General features: G+C 53.8%; 16 protein-coding genes and 1 tRNA gene. 9 read left to right on the top strand and 8 right to left on the bottom strand.

Translation table 11 applies throughout. The features are described from left to right. Window positions 1–28 precede the first annotated feature (28 nt). A complete protein-coding gene (locus UM181_05125) occupies window positions 29–550 on the bottom strand; it encodes a hypothetical protein (GenBank protein ID WQC63986.1) in 522 nt (173 codons plus the stop codon). Then, complete coding sequence (locus UM181_05120; GenBank protein ID WQC63985.1) at window positions 547–1,269, bottom strand: 16S rRNA (uracil(1498)-N(3))-methyltransferase; 723 nt, start codon at window positions 1,267–1,269, stop codon at window positions 547–549. Before UM181_05120 ends, UM181_05125 begins: the two co-directional genes overlap by 4 nt. A 12-nt stretch (window positions 1,270–1,281) precedes the next feature. Between UM181_05120 and ubiA the strand changes: the two genes are divergently transcribed. From ubiA to UM181_05105, 3 genes are read left to right on the top strand one after another with little or no spacing between them, the layout of a single operon-like run. Further along, the gene (ubiA, locus tag UM181_05115) at window positions 1,282–2,241 is read left to right on the top strand and encodes a 4-hydroxybenzoate octaprenyltransferase (protein ID WQC63984.1); all 960 of its coding nucleotides are present in this window, start codon (window positions 1,282–1,284) and stop codon (window positions 2,239–2,241) included. Window positions 2,242–2,295: 54 nt separating this feature from the next. Next, a complete protein-coding gene (locus UM181_05110; GenBank protein WQC63983.1) occupies window positions 2,296–4,182 on the top strand; it encodes an OmpA family protein in 1,887 nt (628 codons plus the stop codon). Beyond that, window positions 4,169–4,468 (top strand): hypothetical protein, encoded by a 300-nt coding sequence (locus tag UM181_05105; protein WQC63982.1) that lies wholly within the window; start codon window positions 4,169–4,171, stop codon window positions 4,466–4,468. The genes UM181_05110 and UM181_05105 overlap by 14 nt, the downstream gene beginning before the upstream one ends. 26 nt (window positions 4,469–4,494) lie before the next feature. Here UM181_05105 and moaE read toward each other — a convergent pair whose 3' ends face one another. The 6 genes from moaE to UM181_05075 form a co-directional block, all read right to left on the bottom strand. Next, the gene (gene moaE / locus UM181_05100; protein WQC63981.1) at window positions 4,495–4,938 is read right to left on the bottom strand and encodes a molybdopterin synthase catalytic subunit MoaE; all 444 of its coding nucleotides are present in this window, start codon (window positions 4,936–4,938) and stop codon (window positions 4,495–4,497) included. Between the two features lie 2 nt (window positions 4,939–4,940). After that, the gene (moaD, locus tag UM181_05095) at window positions 4,941–5,189 is read right to left on the bottom strand and encodes a molybdopterin converting factor subunit 1 (GenBank protein WQC63980.1); all 249 of its coding nucleotides are present in this window, start codon (window positions 5,187–5,189) and stop codon (window positions 4,941–4,943) included. Further along, the gene (gene pgsA / locus UM181_05090) at window positions 5,186–5,851 is read right to left on the bottom strand and encodes a CDP-diacylglycerol--glycerol-3-phosphate 3-phosphatidyltransferase (protein ID WQC64702.1); all 666 of its coding nucleotides are present in this window, start codon (window positions 5,849–5,851) and stop codon (window positions 5,186–5,188) included. Before pgsA ends, moaD begins: the two co-directional genes overlap by 4 nt. 121 nt (window positions 5,852–5,972) lie before the next feature. Continuing rightward, entirely contained in the window at window positions 5,973–7,490 is a 1,518-nt protein-coding gene (locus UM181_05085) for a malonyl-CoA synthase (GenBank protein WQC63979.1), read from the bottom strand. A gap of 12 nt (window positions 7,491–7,502) precedes the next feature. Further along, on the bottom strand, window positions 7,503–7,943 hold the full coding sequence (aroQ, locus tag UM181_05080) for a type II 3-dehydroquinate dehydratase (protein WQC64701.1): 441 nt from the start codon (window positions 7,941–7,943) through the stop codon (window positions 7,503–7,505). Window positions 7,944–8,005: 62 nt separating this feature from the next. Then, entirely contained in the window at window positions 8,006–8,812 is an 807-nt protein-coding gene (locus tag UM181_05075; GenBank protein ID WQC63978.1) for an undecaprenyl-diphosphate phosphatase, read from the bottom strand. 211 nt (window positions 8,813–9,023) lie between these two features. On the opposite strand from UM181_05075, the gene UM181_05070 reads away from it, so the two are divergent. From UM181_05070 to UM181_05045, 6 genes are all read left to right on the top strand, one after another. Beyond that, the gene (locus tag UM181_05070) at window positions 9,024–10,499 is read left to right on the top strand and encodes an NAD(P)-dependent oxidoreductase (GenBank protein WQC63977.1); all 1,476 of its coding nucleotides are present in this window, start codon (window positions 9,024–9,026) and stop codon (window positions 10,497–10,499) included. Between the two features lie 78 nt (window positions 10,500–10,577). Further along, complete coding sequence (gltB, locus tag UM181_05065; GenBank protein ID WQC63976.1) at window positions 10,578–15,131, top strand: glutamate synthase large subunit; 4,554 nt, start codon at window positions 10,578–10,580, stop codon at window positions 15,129–15,131. 185 nt (window positions 15,132–15,316) lie between these two features. Next, window positions 15,317–15,982 (top strand): glutathione S-transferase family protein, encoded by a 666-nt coding sequence (locus UM181_05060; protein ID WQC63975.1) that lies wholly within the window; start codon window positions 15,317–15,319, stop codon window positions 15,980–15,982. Between the two features lie 54 nt (window positions 15,983–16,036). After that, window positions 16,037–17,071: a tRNA epoxyqueuosine(34) reductase QueG gene (gene queG, locus UM181_05055; GenBank protein WQC63974.1), complete on the top strand. Its 1,035-nt coding sequence runs from the start codon at window positions 16,037–16,039 to the stop codon at window positions 17,069–17,071. Window positions 17,072–17,188: 117 nt separating this feature from the next. Further along, the gene (locus UM181_05050; protein WQC63973.1) at window positions 17,189–19,189 is read left to right on the top strand and encodes a hydantoinase/oxoprolinase family protein; all 2,001 of its coding nucleotides are present in this window, start codon (window positions 17,189–17,191) and stop codon (window positions 19,187–19,189) included. 200 nt (window positions 19,190–19,389) lie between these two features. Beyond that, window positions 19,390–19,466 (top strand) — tRNA-Met (locus UM181_05045). Window positions 19,467–19,475 lie beyond the last annotated feature (9 nt).

Genomic DNA, 19,475 nt, shown 5'->3' with positions numbered 1-19,475 from the left:
GCAGATTTGCTGTGGATTAACCAAGCTGTCAATGGATGTAATTTTGGGGGTCTAAAAAATAGTCTTTTTGCCAGATCGTTTGAGGGGTGTTCAAGCGCTGCGCCAAAAGCTGAAGCATCGCCTCGATTTGAAAATTATCTAGCTGGGTAAAAGCATCAAACAGCCGCTCTGCGCCTGTTGCACCGGTGGGAATAAACAGCGCCGTCTGGGCCGGTTGCTCGAGTTTCCACAGCTGCTGGTTCTGATAATATATGAGGCTAATTTTGGTGATATCATCCAGCGCAATCACACCGCCGGTATCGGGGCCAAAATAGGTGATTTGGCCTTCGGTAACATCTACGATACCGGCCCCGTGTTGCGATTTTGAGAATCGCGCGCGCTGCAGCCCGGCAAAGCCAATCAGCGCTCCAATAAGGGTCAGCGCCGCCCCGACCCAGGATAATAGCCCGAAAGTTTTGGTAAACCAATAGAGCCCTAAAGCGATAAGCGCCGCGCCGATAAACGCATCGCGCCAGCGCTGTAAAACCGCTGCGGCCTCGGGCCGTATCATGTCCAATCTCCTAGGTGAGCTTGCCAGAGGCTAAGGGCGGTTACCGCGGCGGTATCAGCGCGCAAAATGCGCGGGCCCAAGCTGATGCAATGCGCATTTGGTAGGTTGGATATCTGCTGGCGCTCTGCCGCGTCAAACCCGCCTTCCGGACCGATTAAAATGGCGCAGGGCCCCGGTGCGAGCGCAGCGAATGAAGTGGCCGCGCCAGCTTTTGTTTCATCGCAAAATAATAAGCTGCGATCTTCCGGCCATTGATCCAAAACCGCTTTTAATTTCTGCAATGCGTCAACCACCGGCACATAGGTGCCGCCGCATTGTTCGGCCGCTTCAACCGCATGGGCTTGCAGCCGGTCGCGCCGAATCCGTTCAGAATTTGTAAAGGTGGTTTGCACCGGACAAATCCGTGCAGCACCCAATTCGGTGGCTTTTTCTACAATAAAATCGGTGCGTGTTTTTTTGATCGGTGCGAAAAGCAGCCAGAGATCTGGGGGGGCGCGCAGTGCTTTGCTTTGTGTTAAACAGCTCAGCGCGCCCGATTTTTTACCGGCTTGCGTGATTTCAGCCAGCCATTCGCCGTCTTGGCCGTTGAACACCAGAACGCGATCTCCCACGTTTTGGCGCATCACGGAAAATAGGTAATGCGCGTGCTCGCGCGTTAAAGGTAGTGATTGCGCCGGTGCCAGCGGGTGATCTACAAAGAGTCTGATTTTAGAAGTCATAGGGCCTAACATATGTCTGAGCAGAGAACAAAACCAGAGGTAGCGGGTGAAGTTTTTGATGCTGTGAAAGGCAATTGGGTTGATCGCTTTGCGCCGCAAGCCAGCAGGCCTTATTTACGCCTGTCGCGGGCGGATCGGCCAATTGGAACCTGGTTGCTGTTGTTTCCCTGCTGGTGGGGGTTGTTTTTTGCCATCCTAGCCGATGGTCAATTTGCCTTAAGCGATGTGTGGATTTTTGTGGGATGCGGGCTGGGGGCTTTTTTGATGCGCGGGGCTGGCTGCACGTGGAATGATATCACAGATCGCAAATTTGACGGAGCGGTTGAACGGACCAAATCGCGGCCGATCCCCTCGGGACAAGTATCGGTGAAATCGGCAGTGATTTGGATGGGCGCGCAGGTGGCATTGGCCGCCTGCATTCTTTTCAGCTTCAACGCAGCGGCGATTATATGCGGGATCATCGCCCTGATCCCCGTGGCGATTTACCCTTTTGCGAAACGCTTTACCTGGTGGCCGCAGGTGTTTTTGGGCTTGGCCTTTAATTGGGGTGTTTTATTGGCCTTTATCGCCCATCAGGGCGGGTTACAGGTTTCCGCTGTGATCCTATATTTAAGCGGTATTTGTTGGACGCTGTTTTACGATACAATTTACGCTCATCAGGATATTGAAGATGACGCATTGATCGGCATCAAATCCACGGCGCGTCTATTTGGGGCAAAGACATGGCCTTGGTTATTGGGCTTTGCGCTTACCAGCGGTGGATTGATGCTGGGCGCTTTGGCGCTGCAGGCACAGGGGCCGGCTTTCTGGGTTGCGGGGCTGGGCGTTGCTGCCTTTGTGCTGCATATGATGTGGCAATTGCGTCAGTTCCGCTTGGGAGAGACCGGGTTATTGTTGCGATTGTTTCGGGCAAACAGCCACACCGGCTTAATGCCCGTTGTCTTCTTTGGCCTTGCGATTTTCCTTTATTGAACCCATGGGCGCGAAAGCCTATGAAGGCAGCAGCCCTGTTAACCGAGCGATTTTATGCGATTTTTGGCCAAACGCTACATTCTTATTACCTTTAGCGCCGCCGCGATCGTAGCTTGTTTCTGCGCTATGGCTTTGGTTTGGGTGCTTGAAGCAAAAACCATATCGCGGCTTGAAGCCGCCTTTGTAAAGGCCGATCTGGGTTGGGTTGAGATTGCCGCTGATGGGCGGCAGGTGGTGCTCTCTGGCCAGGCTGAAACCGCGGCGCAGCGATTTCAAGCTTTAGCACTGGCGCGAAAAATCGTGGCGATACACAATCTATCGGATCAGATTGTTCTATCTGAGACAGGCGCCAAAACACCAGTTGCGCTTACCCTACAAATTTTTAAAACCTCAAAGTTTATCCGCGCAATGGGCAATGTGCCAAGCGGGCTGGCGCAAGAGACGTTGCTGGCGGGTTTGCGTGATATGGCCGCGGGGCAGATGGAGCTGAAACATTTCTTTACCGCCGCCCAGCGCCGCCCGTCTGAAAAATGGCTCACCGCCCAGCAGCTTGGGCTTGAAGCTTTGACGCAGATACATCGCGGCGAGGTGACCATTGCGGAAGATCGCGTTGTTGTGAAAGCGCTTGTAAAAACGGAAGAGCGCCGGCAGGAGGTTTTGACAAATCTAGAGCAGCTTAGTCCGAATGGGCTTTTGTATGAGATTGCGGTGGTGGCGCCCAATGCTGCGCCTGAAGGTTATCGCTTTCGCGCGGTGAAAAGCGATGGCGCGTTGCGCGTTCTCGCCTGCCGGGTCAACAGCCAAATGCATCTCAAAGCGCTTGCCTCAGCGTTGCAAGCGTTTGACGTGACGTATGGATTGCCCTGCCTGATGAATTTTGCAGATCGCCCAACCGGGTTTGATGAAACCATTTTTTTGGCGCTCGATGAATTAAGGCCGATCCGCACAGCCACAATTCATTTGGCGGATAACCGCCTCCAGCTGTTTCTTCCCAATCCGCTAGATGCCGATAACATCGCCGCAGTGGTCGAAAAAATAAAACAGCGTTTGCCAGGGGGTTATAAGGTTGAAGCGTCTAGAAATCAGCCCGGTATGGCGGGCGGGCTTCTCGCCGCAGAGTTTTTGTTTGAGCTTGAGGCGGATGGCAACTTAATTTTGCAGGGCCCTTTGGACGATCAACGCGCTCAAAAGGCGGTAACGGCGCTGGCGCAAGCCCGGTTTGGATTTGATAAGGTGACGTTTTCTGGATCGCTGGACCCGGCGCTGGGCAACGATTGGACCCTGCAGATCCTGTCTTTGATCGATGCGATGCTACCCTTGCAGCGGGCGCAAATGCGCTTGACCCGGCACGATCTAACAGTTTCTGGAATGTCCCATCGCAAGGATGCGCAGGCCGCTTTGGCGTTAAGCGTACACCAGATATTGCCAAATACTGTGCGCGCCGATTTGCAGATTAGCTATGAACCGCCCCCCAAAGCAGAGCCGGATCTGTTGCCGGCTGTCCTTTGTATCAGCCAAATTAACGGGCTGCTTCAATCTGAAAAAATCAATTTTGACCCGGGATCGGATCGGGTGAATTTGGCAGGCCAGAACCTCTTGGATAAAATCGCGGATATATTGCGCCAATGTGGAGAAATTCCGCTTGAAATCGCTGGCCATACAGACAGTCAGGGGCGCGAGGAAATGAACCTGCAACTGAGCCAAACGCGCGCGCAGGCGGTGTTGATGGAGCTGCAAAGGCGGCGTATTTTAACCGGCAGTTTTGTGGCACAAGGCTATGGTGAGACCAAACCCATTGCAGCAAATGACAGCGCAGAAGGGCGTGATATCAACCGGCGAATTGAGTTTTATCTGCGCGAAAATGAACCGGTGCCGCTGGCGCAGGGTGATGCAGAAACGCCGCCAACTGAGGCAAGGACAAACGCTGATGCAGGCCAATGAGGTGATGTTAATTGGCGCGCTTGCGCTGTTTGCAGCCTTTGCTATGGGCTGGTGCATGCATTGGCTTTGGACGCAGCTTTTGCGCGGCTCTTTGCCCAGCATTGAGGCGATGACCAACGTCACACAAGAGCTGCTTAACGCCACAGCGCAGCGCGATGCGGCGCGTGAAGAGGCTGCCCTAAAAGAGGCTGAGCTGACAAACCTATTGGCCCAAGCGCGGGCAGAACGTGACGCGGCGATGGAGGGATTGCGACAGGCTCGGATAAGCGAAACCGACCGCTTATAATGCCCGGGGCAGGTGCGATGGTCGTGCTACCAACGCCTCAAAGCCTGCTCGTCGCTGTCTTTTGCTTCTACCCAGTTTGCTCCGGATGCGGTTATCTCTTTTTTCCAAAAAGGTGCGCGCGATTTGAGATAATCCATCAGAAAATCTGCGGCGGCAAACGCGTCACTGCGATGCGTGGCGGCGGTTGCCACCATCATGATTCCCTCGCCGGGGGCAAGGTTTCCATAGCGATGCAGCACCAGCGCGTCCTGCAATGACCATCTGTCAATCGCCGTTTGGGCGATCTCAGAAATCGCCTTTTCTGTCATGGCGGGGTAATGTTCGATTGTGAGAGTTTTTAAATCGCCTAAAGATGTGTTCCGCACAATCCCGGTGAAGGTAACTATTGCGCCGGCATTGTCTTGTTTTTCGGCAAAGTTTTGCGCTTCTTGACCCAGATCAAAGGGGTGTTCTTGAATGAGGATGCGCATGATCACCCCCCCGTCATCGGAGGAAAAAATGCAACTTCTTTGGCGCCGTTGAGCGGGGCGTCAAATTCAACCAATTCTTGATCCACTGCGGCGCGCAGCGCGGAGAGATCCGAAAACGCCAGCGCGTAGCGCGGATCTTTGGCGCGCAGCTCTGTTATAAGATCCGCCACTGTGGCGGCTTGGCTATCAATGGTTTCGCGGGGGATGCCGATGCGCTCGCGCAGCCAAGCAAAATATAAAACCTCTATCATGCCTCATCTTTCAAAAATGGAAGCGCTTTTTTGAAATAATCAAAGCCGGTGATCAAGGTTAAAGCGGCCGCAACCCAAAGTAAGATCAGCCCGACATTGCCCGACCAGATCATCGCATGATGCTTCCAGATCACGCCCAGCGTATCTTGGGCGCCGCCGTTTAGGATATTGTTCAGCGCGTCTGGGCCGATTTCTCGCGCCGAGAGCTTCAGATAATGCTCAAAAACACCTTGTGAGAATAAAATTGCAATCGCCGCCATTTGCGCGGTGGTTTTCCATTTTGCCAGTTTTGTGACCTGCAGCGTGCTGGCACTATCGCCCAAAAACTCGCGCAGGCCAGACACAAAAACTTCGCGAAACAAAATCACAGTCGCGGGCAGCACAAGCCAAGGCGACATGCTCGAATACCCCACAATGATCAGAAGCGCGATGATAACCATTGCTTTATCCGCGATCGGATCGAGCATTTGGCCAAATTTGGTTTCCTGTTTCCACGTGCGGGCGAGGAATCCATCAACCCAATCAGTAAGCGCGGCAAATATAAACAGCAGCAGCGCGAACCAATCCGCATAGGGCCGGTTAAAATACAAAAACATCAGCGCCAATGCGGGCGCAGCAAGCAAGCGCCCCGTGGTTAAAATATTTGGAACCGTCCATATCATAACCTTGGTGTATCCAAACTTATTCAAAAGGAAAAGGCCAGCAACTGCCACAAGGCTGAAAACCGCCTTAGGGCCCGAATGCCAAGCGCGGCTGAGGCGGTTTCTAGAGCGTTGCGGTGCGCTACTGCGCTGCAAAAAGGCCCTTATACCTGTCTCGCAGCAGGTTTTTTTGCACTTTACCCATCGTATTACGCGGCAGTTCCGCGATAATTTGGTAGGATTTTGGATGTTTAAAGCGTGCTAATTTTTGCGCCACCTCTGCGGCCAAATCGCGTTCTTGCAAAGTAACTCCGCTGCGGGGCACCACGGCGGCCAGCACGGTTTCGCCAAAATCTGCATGCGGTACGCCGATCACGGCGCTTTCCAAAACGCCGGGCACATCATCTAAGATTTGCTCGATTTCCTTCGGATAGATATTATACCCACCAGAGATGATAAGATCTTTGCTACGCCCGACGATTTGCACATAGCCCTGCCCATCGATCATCCCCAAATCACCCGTGATGAAAAACCCGTTTTCTCGCAGCTCGGCAGCAGTTTTGTCTGGCATGTTCCAATAGCCTTGAAACACGTTGGGGCCGCGTATTTCGATCATTCCAATTTCACCTTGGGGAAGCAGTTCTTCGGTTTTTTCATCGATGACCCGCAGCTCTACACCGGGTAAAGGAAAGCCAACAGTGCCCGCGCGCCGCTCAGCGTTATAAGGGTTTGACGTGTTCATATTGGTTTCGGTCATGCCGTAGCGCTCTAAAATACGATGCCCGGTGCGGCTTTCAAAGGCTTCATGCGTTTCTGTCAGAAGCGGCGCGCTGCCCGACACGAAGAGGCGCATGTTTTCGGTAATGCGTTTGGTGAAATTTGGATCATTTAACAAACGGGAATAAAAGGTCGGCACCCCCATTAAAGCGGTGGCCATTGGCATATCTTGGATCAGCTGTTTGGCGTCAAACGCGGGATAAAACCGCATCGAGCATCCGGCAAGAAGGCAAATATTTGTGGCCACAAAAAGCCCGTGAGTGTGAAAAATAGGCAATGCGTGCAAAAGCACATCTTGGGCGGTAAAGCGCCATGCATCGCATAAGGCTTTTGCGTTTGATAACAGGTTATCATGGCTAAGCATGGCCCCTTTTGAGCGCCCGGTCGTGCCCGATGTATAAAGAAAGGCTGCCAGATCAGCGCCGCTGCGGGCGCGAGGTTGGTAGCTTTTGGGATGGTGCATCGCCAAGCGTGTAAAGCCGCCGCTGCCATCCCCATTCAAAACCTGCAATTGCGCCTGCGCAGCCTGCGCTACGGGGTGCAAAGCGGTTTCTGCTTTGGCGTCGCACAATACCAGTTTTGCCCCTGAATTCTCAATAAAATATGCCATTTCACGGGCTGTATAGGCGGTGTTTAAAGGAAGAAAGATCACCCCTGCTTGCAAACAGGCCGCGTAGATCGCCAAGGCTTCGGGGGATTTTTGTACCTGCACGGCCAATCGATCCCCGATCTGTAGCCCAAGCGCTTCTAACACATGCGCGTATTGCGCGGCAGTTTCTAAAAAGCGTTTATAGCTCCAAACCTCCCCATCTGGCAGGATCAAGAACGGCGCATCAGATCCGATATGATCGGCAAACAGCGCGTCGAATAAAACGTTGCTCATTCTGAGGGCTTTCTATGTGGTGAGCAATTTCGCGATATGCTGAACCGCGATCCGGTATCCGTCGATGCCGAACCCAGCAATCACGCCCTCGGCGCGCAGCGACACGTAAGAATGATGGCGGAAGCTTTCCCGTTTATGGATATTAGAGATATGGACCTCTAAAAGCGGGCCCTCAAACGTGTTTAAAGCATCCAAAATGGCGATCGAGCTATGCGAGAACGCCCCCGGATTCATTATAATGCCCTCGGCTTCCTCTCGTGCTTGATGAATCCAATCAATCAGCTGGCCTTCATGATTTGACTGCAAATGCGTCAGCGTTAGGTCCAGCTTGTCAGCGGCCAAATCGCAATCGCGGGCAATATCGTTTAATGTGTCATGCCCATAGATTTCAGGTTGGCGTTTTCCCAACAGATTCAAATTCGGTCCGTTCAGCATAAAAATCATGCGGGCCATCGTTCCATCCTTTTGCTGCATTAGATCCCCTTAACAAGTCACTAGCACAGTGGCTGCGTGGTTTAAAGACTGGCCCAGAGGATCAGGCCAGCCCCGAAAACCACCCGATAGATCACATAAGGCGTGAAGCTTATGCTGCGCAGCAGGCGCATCATAAGCCCCAAAGCGATGAACGCTGAGAAGGCGGCAAAAGCGGCGGCCAATGCCGCGTCACGCAACTGCGCGCTCGCTTCGTCCGCAATCAGATCAAGGCTGGCCAGCGCTGTTGCGGCTAGGATCACCGGGATTGACATCAACATGGATAAGCGCGCGGCTTCGTGCCGATTATAGCCCGCCAAGAGCGCCCCGGTGATGGTTATGCCAGATCGCGAGGTGCCCGGAATAAGCGCTAGCGCTTGCCAGAGGCCCAATTTCAGCGCATCGCCTCGGCTGAAATCTGAAACAGCTTTTAGGGTTTTGGGGCGTCGATCGGCCCACCAGAGAAGCAAGCCGAATCCTAGCATTGCCCAGCCGATCAGCGCAACATTTTCGCGCATCGCGCCGCTTACACCAGAAAGTTTGAGCATTAAGCCGACGGCGATGGCGGGCAGGGTGGCATAGATCAGGTAGAGCGCGAATCTGGCCTCGGGTGGCGTGGTTCTGCCTTTCAATAGGTGGCCGGCGCCAAAAAAGATCTTTCGCACATCGCTGTGAAAATACAGCATAACGGCGAGCAGCGTGCCCAAATGGACGGCGACATCGATAATAGGCCCTTGATCTGTGGTGCCGGTGAGCGCAGGAAATAGGATCAAATGCGCGCTTGAGGAAACGGGAAGGAATTCTGTAACCCCTTGAATAATAGCTAGTATAATCAAATGAAGCAGGGGCATTTAAAACCTTATAATGGTGCAAACCCATCATATAACCAACAGATTTATAATAGAAACACTCTTTTTAAGTCCGATTCGGACTTAATTTTTGATCTAGATTGTCAATTATTTGTTTTTTAAGGGTGTAAGTGAAAATAAACGTCAGCACTTCTGCCTTTTCTTTTTGATAGGCTTCCGCTACATAACCAGAAATTGAAAGTAGGAGGCTCTCATGGCCAAGCAGCCAATGTTAAAATTCGTGTCGATCGAACGCGATATGCCAAAGAAACGCAGCGCGACCGAGCGTGCAGAAGATTTCAAAGAAATCTACGCCGAATTCGCGGCTGAGAAGGCAAAAGAGCAATCGAGCCGCTGTAGCCAATGCGGGGTGCCTTACTGCCAGTCGCATTGCCCGCTTCACAACAATATCCCCGATTGGTTGCACTTAACGGCCGAGGGCCGCCTACAAGAAGCCTATGAGGTGTCGCAGGCGACCAATAGTTTTCCTGAGATCTGCGGGCGGATCTGTCCGCAAGACCGTTTGTGCGAAGGCAATTGCGTGATCGAGCAATCGGGGCATGAAACCGTCACGATTGGGGCCGTCGAGAAATATATCACCGATACCGCATGGCAAGAAGGCTGGGTGCAGCCTTTATCACCCGCACGCGAGCTTGATAAATCGGTTGGTATTATTGGCGCAGGGCCCGGTGGGTTAGCCGCTGCGGATCGGCTGCGCCGGGCGGGGTTTCAGGTTACGATTTATGACCGCTATGACCGGGCAGGTGGATTGCTCACCTATGGTATTCCCGGCTTCAAGCTGGAAAAAGACATTGTTATGCGCCGCAATCAGCAATTGGTTGATGGCGGGGTGACGCTTAAGTTGAATTGCAATATCGGCGAAGATATCACGTTTGAGGACCTACGCGCGCAGCATGATGCCGTGATTGTGGCTACTGGCGTTTACAAAATCCGCGATTTGGATGTGCCGGGCGGCGCGCTCTCGGGCGTTGTGCAAGCGCTCGACTTTCTGGCCACGTCAAACCGTGAAAATTTTGGCGATGACGTGCCAGAATTTACCAGCGGTGCGTTGAATGCTGCCGATAAAAACGTGGTGGTGATCGGCGGTGGGGATACGGCGATGGATTGCGTGCGCACGGCGATCCGCCAAGGGGCCACCTCGGTAAAATGCATGTATCGCCGCGACCGCGCCAATATGCCCGGATCGCAGCGGGAAGTTGAAAATGCTGAAGAAGAAGGCGTTGTTTTTGAATGGCTATCTGCGCCCGAAGCGTTTGTGGATGATACGAACATTCAGGATGTGAAAGCGGTTGCCGCGCAAGCCGGCCCTGTGCGCGGTGTGCTGGGGCATAAAATGCGCCTTGGGGCGCCTGATGCCACCGGACGGCGCATGCCTGAGGTGATCGAGGGCAGCCGCTATGTCGAAAAGGCGGATCTGGTGATCAAAGCTCTGGGCTTTGAACCGGAAGATCTTCCGCATTTATTTGACCAACCCGAATTGCCCGTGACCCGCTGGGGAACGATAAAAGCCGCGTTTGGAAGCGGGAAAACAGCGCTTCCGGGGGTTTACGCGGTGGGCGATATCGTGCGCGGAGCCTCATTGGTGGTTTGGGCCATCAAAGATGGACAGGATACGGCCAATGCCATCATTGCCGAGCTGCAACCTTCGGCTGCTATCGCCGCAGAATAACAAGATAAAAGGCCGCGCTGACGCCCGCCATCAAATGGCTTCGGGCAATTTGGTCGCCGCCGCATAAGGAGATGATCCATGACACATGAAAACACCACGGGCTTTGGGCCAGATTGGATGAAGCAACAGGAACAAAAGCGCCAATGGATGACGCAGAACAGCCTGTATCGCGAAGAGGATGAGCATGCCTCATGCGGCGTAGGTTTGGTGGTGTCGATCAATGGCAAGGCCAGCCGCAAAGTTGTTGAAAATGGCATTGCCGCGTTGAAAGCGGTTTGGCACCGCGGCGCTGTGGATGCAGATGGCAAAACCGGCGACGGAGCCGGCATTCACGTGCAAATACCCGTGCGGTTTTTCTATGATCAAATCCGCCGGACGGGTCATGAACCGCGCCAAGATGAGCTGGTGGCTGTGGGGCAGGTGTTTTTACCCCGCGCAGATTTTGGCGCGCAAGAAACCTGCCGAAGCATCGTTGAAAGCGAAGTTTTGCGGATGGGCTATTATATCTATGGATGGCGACACGTGCCCGTTGAGGTCAGTTGTCTGGGTGAAAAAGCAAACGCAACGCGGCCCGAAATTGAACAAATTCTGATCAGCAACTCCAAAGGGGTAGATGAAGAAACGTTTGAGCGCGATCTCTACGTGATCCGCCGCCGGATTGAAAAATCTGCGGCCGCATCGGGTGTGGGGCAACTTTACATCGCCTCGCTGTCCTGCCGTTCGATCATTTACAAAGGCATGATGCTGGCCGAGCAAGTGGCGGTGTTCTATCCCGATTTGATGGATGAGCGCTTCACCAGCGCCTTTGCCATTTATCATCAGCGCTATTCCACAAACACGTTTCCGCAATGGTGGTTGGCGCAACCTTTTCGGATGCTCGCGCATAATGGCGAAATCAACACGCTTAAAGGCAATGTGAATTGGATGAAAAGCCATGAAATTCGCATGGCAAGCACGGCATTTGGCGACACGGCTGAAGACATCAAACCCATCGTGCCAAGCGGCTCTTCTGATTCTGCGGCGCTTGACGCAGTGTTCGAGGCCTTGGTGCGGGCCGGGCGCAATGCGCCAATGGCGAAAACCATGTTGGTGCCTGAAACCTGGTCAAAGCAGGGCAAAGACCTGCCCGATGCTTGGCGGGATATGTATTCTTATTGCAACTCGGTCATGGAGCCATGGGATGGCCCTGCGGCTTTGGCGATGACCGATGGTCGCTGGGTTTGCGCTGGGCTGGATCGCAATGGTTTGCGCCCGATGCGTTATGTGGTGACGGGCGATGGCTTGCTGATCGCCGGATCCGAAACCGGCATGGTGCCGATTGATGAGGCCACGGTGCGCGAAAAGGGCGCCTTGGGCCCGGGGCAATTGCTCGCGGTCGATATGAGTGATGGAAGATTATACCATGACACAGCGATCAAAGATAAATTGGCGGCCGCGCAGCCCTTTGGCAGCTGGGTTGAGAAAATTAACGAATTAGACGCGCCTTTGGCAAGCGTCACCGAAGCCCCGCTATTTACCGGCGCAGATTTGCGTCAACGTCAGATTGCTGCGGGATATTCGATCGAAGAACTCGAACAAATTCTGGCGCCGATGGCCGAAGATGGCAAAGAAACGCTTGCATCGATGGGTGATGATACACCGAGCGCGGTCTTGTCGAAAAAATATCGCCCATTGTCGCATTATTTCCGGCAAAATTTCTCGCAAGTGACCAACCCGCCGATTGACAGCCTGCGCGAATATCGCGTGATGAGCCTAAAAACCCGGTTTGGAAATCTTAAAAACGTATTGGATGAAAGCAGCGCGCAAACTGAAATTCTGGTGCTTGACAGCCCCTTCGTTGGAAATGCGCAATGGGATGAATTGACCAGCCATTTTAACGCGCCGATGGTTGAGATTGACTGTAGCTTTGCCGTTGGTTCAGGGCCATCAGCCCTGCAAACTGGGTTGGAGCGTATCCGGGCAGAGGCAGAAGATGCCGTGCGTTCGGGGGCGGGTCATTTGGTGTTAAGCGATCATGCTTCTAACGCAGATAAAATTGCTATGCCGATGATTTTGGCCACCTCAGCCGTGCACAGCCATCTCACCCGCAAAGGCTTGCGTACGTTTTGTTCGCTGAATGTGCGGTCTGCAGAATGCATTGATCCGCATTATTTTGCAGTATTGATTGGCGCGGGGGCAACGGTGGTGAATGCCTATTTGGCCGAGGACAGTTTGAACGATCGGATCGAGCGCGGCTTGCTGAACGGGACTCTGACAGAGGTTGTGACGCGCTATCGCGAGGCGATCGATCAAGGCTTGCTGAAAATCATGTCGAAAATGGGTATTTCGGTGATTTCTTCCTATCGGGGCGGTTTGAATTTTGAAGCTGTTGGGCTTAGCCGTGCGATGTGCGCTGAATATTTCCCGGGTTTGATGAGCCGGATTTCGGGCATTGGCGTCAGCGGCGTGCAGAAAAAAGCAGAAGAAATTCACGCGGCCGCTTGGCAGGGTGCCACGGGTGTTTTGCCGATGGGCGGGTTTTATAAATCGCGCAAAACTGGCGAAACCCACGCCTGGGAAGCTCAAACCATGCATATGATGCAAACTGCCTGTGATCGGGCCAGCTTTGATCTATGGAAACAATATTCTGCCCGCATGCAATCAAACCCGCCAATTCATTTGCGCGATTTGCTGGCTGTGAAGCCGATCGGTGAACCTGTGCCATTAGAGGAAGTGGAAAGCATCACGGCGATTCGCCGGCGTTTTGTGACGCCGGGTATGTCTTTGGGGGCCTTAAGCCCGGAAGCGCATAAAACGCTAAACGTCGCGATGAACCGTATCGGGGCCAAATCGGATAGCGGCGAAGGGGGCGAGGATCCCGCGCATTTTCACCCCGAACCCAATGGTGACAATCCATCGGCGAAAATCAAGCAAGTTGCTTCGGGCCGCTTTGGCGTGACTGCGGAATATCTCAACCAATGTGAAGAGCTTGAGATCAAGGTCGCGCAAGGGGCGAAGCCAGGTGAAGGCGGTCAGCTGCCGGGCATGAAGGTCACCGATTTGATCGCCCGTTTGCGCCATTCTACCAAGGGCGTTACGCTAATTTCCCCACCTCCACATCACGATATTTATTCGATCGAGGATTTGGCGCAGCTGATCTATGATTTGAAACAAATCAACCCGCGCTGCAAAGTGACGGTGAAATTGGTCGCTTCTTCGGGCGTGGGCACGATCGCGGCCGGGGTTGCAAAAGCCGAAGCAGATGTGATTCTGATTTCCGGCCACAATGGGGGCACCGGTGCCTCTCCGGCAACCTCGATTAAATTTGCCGGCTTGCCATGGGAAATGGGATTGACCGAGGCCCATCAAGTGTTGGCGATGAACAATCTGCGCGACCGCATTACCTTGCGCACCGATGGCGGTTTGCGCACGGGTCGTGATATCATCATGGCTGCGATGATGGGGGCCGAAGAATTTGGCATCGGCACCGCAGCGTTGATTGCGATGGGCTGTATTATGGTGCGGCAGTGCCAATCCAACACATGCCCTGTCGGCGTGTGCACGCAAAACGAAGAGCTGCGCTCAAAATTCACTGGCTCCGCGGATAAAGTCGTGAATTTGATCACCTTCTATGCGCAGGAGGTGCGTGAAATTCTGGCGAGCATTGGCGCGCGCTCATTGGATGAGATCATCGGTCGGGCCGATCTGCTGGGGCAAGTTAGCCGGGGCGCAGAACATTTGGATGACCTAGATTTGAACCCGCTTTTGATCCGCGTTGATGGGGCTGACACGGTTGTGTATAACCGTGACCGTCCCCGCAATACGGTTCCTGATACGCTGGATGCTGAGATTGTGCGCGACGCGGCGCGGTTTTTACAAGATGGCGAAAAAATGCAGCTGTCTTATTCGGTTCAGAACACTCACCGTACCGTCGGCACACGCATATCCAGCCATATCGTAACCAAATTCGGTATGCGCAATGCGCTGCAAGAGGATCATCTAACGATCAAGCTTACCGGCAGCGCGGGCCAATCTTTGGGCGCCTTTGCCGCGCCCGGGCTGAAGCTGCAAGTGTCGGGGGATGCCAATGATTATGTTGGCAAGGGGCTTTCAGGGGGCATGATTGTGGTGCGCCCTGCGATGACAAGCCCCTTGGTGGCGGCGGATAATACGATTATCGGCAACACGGTTCTCTATGGCGCCACCGATGGCCACTTATTCGCAAGCGGGCGTGCCGGAGAGCGCTTTGGCGTGCGTAATTCAGGTGCCAAGGTTGTGGTTGAAGGCTGCGGCAGCAATGGGTGCGAATATATGACCGGCGGGGTTGCGGTGATTTTGGGCACTGTCGGGGCCAATTTTGGCGCCGGTATGACGGGTGGCATGGCCTATATCTATGATCCAGACTCGCTGGCGCAAAGCCGGATGAATATGGAAACATTGATCACCTGTCCGGTCACGATTGGGCATTGGCAAGAGCAGTTGAAATCTTTGATTTCACGCCATGCTGAAGAAACCGGCAGCCCTAAGGCGTATGATATTTTGCGCCAATGGGATGTGGAAAAAGACCACTTTTTGCAAGTGTGCCCTAAAGAGATGTTGGTGCATCTGCCGCATCCTTTATCGGATGAAGCCAAAAGCATTCCGGCTGAATAAGCACAGCAGCGCTTGGGCCCTTGGTTTAAAGAGCTCAAGCGCGCTGCCTGTGTCAGCCGCGCCTTTGGTAAACCGGCTTAGGCGATATAATAGTGGCAAGCTGGATAAATCGGCGTTTGAAGGATTGAAAAATCCGCTCTGACAAGGCATTCAAAGTGAGACGATATTTGTTTTGAAAGGCTGAAATGCTGCGCTTGTATCATGCCCCCCTCTCGCCATTTTGCCGAAAAATTCGGCTGACCCTTGCTGAAAAACGCATTGAGGTAGAGCTGGTCGATGAAAAATACTGGGAGCGCAGCACGGATTTTTTGCGCCGCAACCCGGCTGGGCAAGTTCCGATTTTGCGGCATGAAAGCGGCTATCTCACTCAAAGCGGTGCGATTTGCGAATTTCTTGAGGATTTATATCCCGATCCAGCGCTGCTGCCCAAAACCGCTTTGGACAAATACGAAATGCGCCGTTTGATCGCGTGGTTTGATGATAAGTTTCACAAAGATGTGACGGTAAAATTGCTAAATGAGCGGGTGATCAAGAAAATTACCGGTGAGGGTTTTCCTGAAAGCAAACACGTGATTGCAGGTATGAAGGCGATTAAATTTCATCTTGATTATATGTCTGAGCTGTTGGACCAGCGCCGCTGGCTTGCGGGCGATCAGATGACGCTGGCAGATTTTGCAGCTGCCGCGCATCTGTCAGTGCTAGATTATATTTCAGATGTGGATTGGAATCGATCGGCCATCGTGAAAGATTGGTACGCAAAAATCAAATCTCGCCCCGCGTTTCGAAGTATTCTAGCGGATCAAGTGCCGGGGTTTCCACCGCCCAAACATTACAATGATTTGGATTTCTAACATGGTGTCCGGCTCAGGCATAGGCGCGGCGCTCTATTTTGGGCGCGGGATCTGATGCAAGAGCTTAAACAGCGGCTTTTGGCGCAGGCCCAGGGGGAAGGCTTTGATCAACTGGCGATTTGCCAACCCTCGGCCGTACCCCAGATGGAGGCCGATTTGCGCGCGTTTTTGGCCAAAAATTATCACGGGCAAATGGCTTGGCTGGAGGATCGCCAAGCATGGCGTTCGGATCCCAGCGCCCTGTGGCCAGAGGCGAAATCGGTGATAATGCTGGCGCGATCCTACGCGCCCAGTGAAGATCCGATGGCGGTTTTGGCGCAGCCTGATCGCGGTACAATTTCTGTTTATGCCCGAAATAAAGATTACCATGATATTATTAAAAAACGCCTGAAAGCCTTGGCCCGTTGGTTAATCGCCGAGAAGGGCGGCGCTGTTAAAGTGTTTGTGGATACGGCGCCGGTGCCAGAAAAACCCTTGGCGCAGGCTGCCGGGCTTGGCTGGCAAGGCAAACATACGAATTTGGTCAGCCGGTCACTGGGCAATTGGTTTTTCTTGGGCGCGATTTTTACAACGCTCGATTTGCCGGTGGATGAAAAAGAGCCGGATCATTGCGGATCCTGTCAGGCGTGTTTGCAGGCTTGCCCGACGCAGGCTTTTCCAGCGCCATATCAGTTGGATGCACGGCGCTGCATTTCCTATCTGACGATTGAACATAAAGGCCCGGTGGATCTTGATTTACGGGCGCAGATGGGAAATCGCATTTATGGTTGCGATGATTGTTTGGCGGCATGCCCGTGGAATAAATTTGCCCAAACCGCGCAAGATGTGCGTTTTCACGCGCGCGAAGATTTAACCGCGCCAAAATTGGCCGAGCTGGCGATGCTAAAGGATGCGGAATTTCGCCAGAAATTTTCGGGCAGCCCGATCAAACGCATCGGCCGTGATCGGTTTATACGCAACGTACTTTATGCGATCGGAAATTCGCAGCAGGTTGAGTTGGCCGCGGTGGCCTCCCGCCTACAATCAGATCCTGACCCAACGGTCGCAGAAGCCGCGATTTGGGCGCAAGCGCAGCTTGAAAAACTTTAACCGGTCGAAAGCGGCCTTGATCCGCGGCTTTGTGTCGTAATCTGTCTTTCTTTTGGCTTTAATTGTGACTAGGTGCGGGCGGAGGCAGCTGCAACAGTCAATCATTAAGAGGATCAGATGGCCGTTTTACTGGGCGTTGATACGGGTGGAACTTTTACGGATGCAGTGTTGCTGCGCGATGAAACAGAAGTGATCGCCAGCGCAAAATCCTTAACCACGCGCGCAGATTTGGCTGAGGGGATTGGTAAGGCTGTTGCGGCGGTTTTGGCCGCCTCGCAGGTCAAACCGGAAGAGATTGCGATGGCCTCGCTCTCAACCACATTGGCCACAAACGCGTTGGTTGAAGGGCAAGGCGGACGGGTTGCATTGGTCTATATAGGGTTTCGCCCGGGTGATCTGATCCGCCATGGTCTGTCTGAGGTATTGGCCGGTGATCCGGCCATCGAATTACCGGGGGGGCATGATCACGCAGGCTCCGAGCAGCAGCCTTTGGATCTGCGCGCTTTGCAAAGCTGGATAGAGGCGCAAACTGGGGTGTCAGCCTTTGCCGTGGCCGGGCAGTTTGCCACGCGAAATGCGGCGCATGAAGAAGCGGCTAGCCAGCTTATCCGCGCGGTTTCGGGAAAGCCGGTTAGCGCGTCGCATCAGCTATCCTCGAAGTTAAATGGGCCAAAGCGGGCGCTCACGTCGGTGTTAAACGCCCGTTTGATTGGGATGATTGACGGTTTGATTGAGCGGGCAAGCTTCAAATTAACGGCGCTTGGTATTCTGGCGCCTTTGATGGTGGTGCGCGGCGATGGGGCCTTGATTTCGGCGCAACTGGCGCGCGACAAACCCATCGAGACCATTTTAAGCGGGCCTGCTGCGTCGCTTGTGGGCGCGCGGTGGCTCACCGGTGAGAAAACCGCTTTGGTCTCTGATATTGGAGGCACCACCACGGATATTGCCGTTTTGCGCAATGGCCAACCGGCGCTGGATCCGCAGGGGGCTCAAGTGGGCCCTTATCGCACCATGGTAGAGGCTGTTGCCATGCGCACCTCGGGTTTGGGGGGCGATAGCGAAGTTCATTTCCTATCTGAAGGGTTGCAGGGTGGCGTGTTGCTGGGGCCCAAGCGCGTTTTACCAATTTGCTTGGCGGCGATGGAGGCCCCTGATCTGGTGCATGATGCGTTAGATCGCCAGCTGCATACGGCGCTTCCAAGCGAATATGATGGGCGTTTTGTGCGCCGCCTTTCGGGGCCGGCCATGCAAGGGTTACAAAGCCGCGATCTGGCGCTTTATCAGCGGCTCACCCTTGACTTTCAGCCGCTGGATAGGGTGTTGAAAAGCCGGTTAGAGCAGCAGGTTTTGCGGCGCTTGCTATCGCGGGGGGGGGTGCAAATTGCAGCTTTAACGCCTTCGGATGCCAGCCATTTTCTGGGCGCTTCGCAACTTTGGGATCGCGGGGCGGCGCAAAAAGCCCTTAGCGTCTTTGGGCGGCGGCGCACGGGCGCCGGGCAGCGCTTGGCAAAAAATCCGCAAGATATGGCGGATATGATTATTGATCAGCTCACCCGGCAAACCTCTACTGCGTTGTTAGACGTGGCCTTTGCCGAAGAAACGCAAAGCTTTGGCTTGGCCTCGCAAGATTTGGCAGGGCATATTTTGCTGGAACGTGGGCTAAGCGGGCATCGTGGATTGATAAAGCTGGATGCTGGTCTAAACCTGCCTGTGGTGGGGTTGGGCGCTTCGGCGCCAAGCTATTACCCTGCGGTTGGCGCGCGCCTGAACTGCCCGATGCTGATTCCCCAGCACGGCGATGTTGCAAATGCCATCGGCGCGGTTGTTGGGCAGATTACGATGCGCGCCAGCGGCACGGTGACAGCGCCCACAGAAGGTGTGTTTCGCGTACATAGTGGCGTGGGCACGCAGGATTTCACGCAAGAAACACTGGCTCTTGAGACGCTTGAGCAGATCTTGAGGGCTCAGGCAATAGCGCAGGCGAAGGCTGCAGGGGCTGATGCGCTTGAGCTAAGCTGGCAGCGCGATATTTCAAAAACGCAGGCAGAGAATCGCATGGTCTTCATTGAAGCGCGACTAACCGCTGTGGTGTCAGGGCGGCCCCGCATTACGGCCTAGCGAAGGCTCTAGATGCGCGGGGTGAGTTGGTATTGGAAGCTCTTGGAAAGCCAACGCTGATGCAGCCTATGTTTCAGCGCTTGAAATAAAAAACCGCCTAGTTCTGAACGTATCCTGTCTGGCTGATCAAAATCTCTTGCAAATTCTTTGTTTCGGGGCTTGCGATCCTTTTGCAGTCGGTTTACTAAGCCACTACTTGGCGCGGGATGGAGCAGCCCGGTAGCTCGTCAGGCTCATAACCTGAAGGTCGTAGGTTCAAATCCTACTCCCGCAACCAAGATAAGGT

The sequence above is a fragment of the Alphaproteobacteria bacterium US3C007 genome, assembly GCA_034423775.1.
Taxonomy (GTDB): domain Bacteria; phylum Pseudomonadota; class Alphaproteobacteria; order Rhodobacterales; family Rhodobacteraceae; genus Thalassovivens; species Thalassovivens spotae.
The sequence above is the reverse complement of the archived record's forward strand: the minus strand, read 5'-3'. Positions and strand labels throughout refer to the sequence as shown.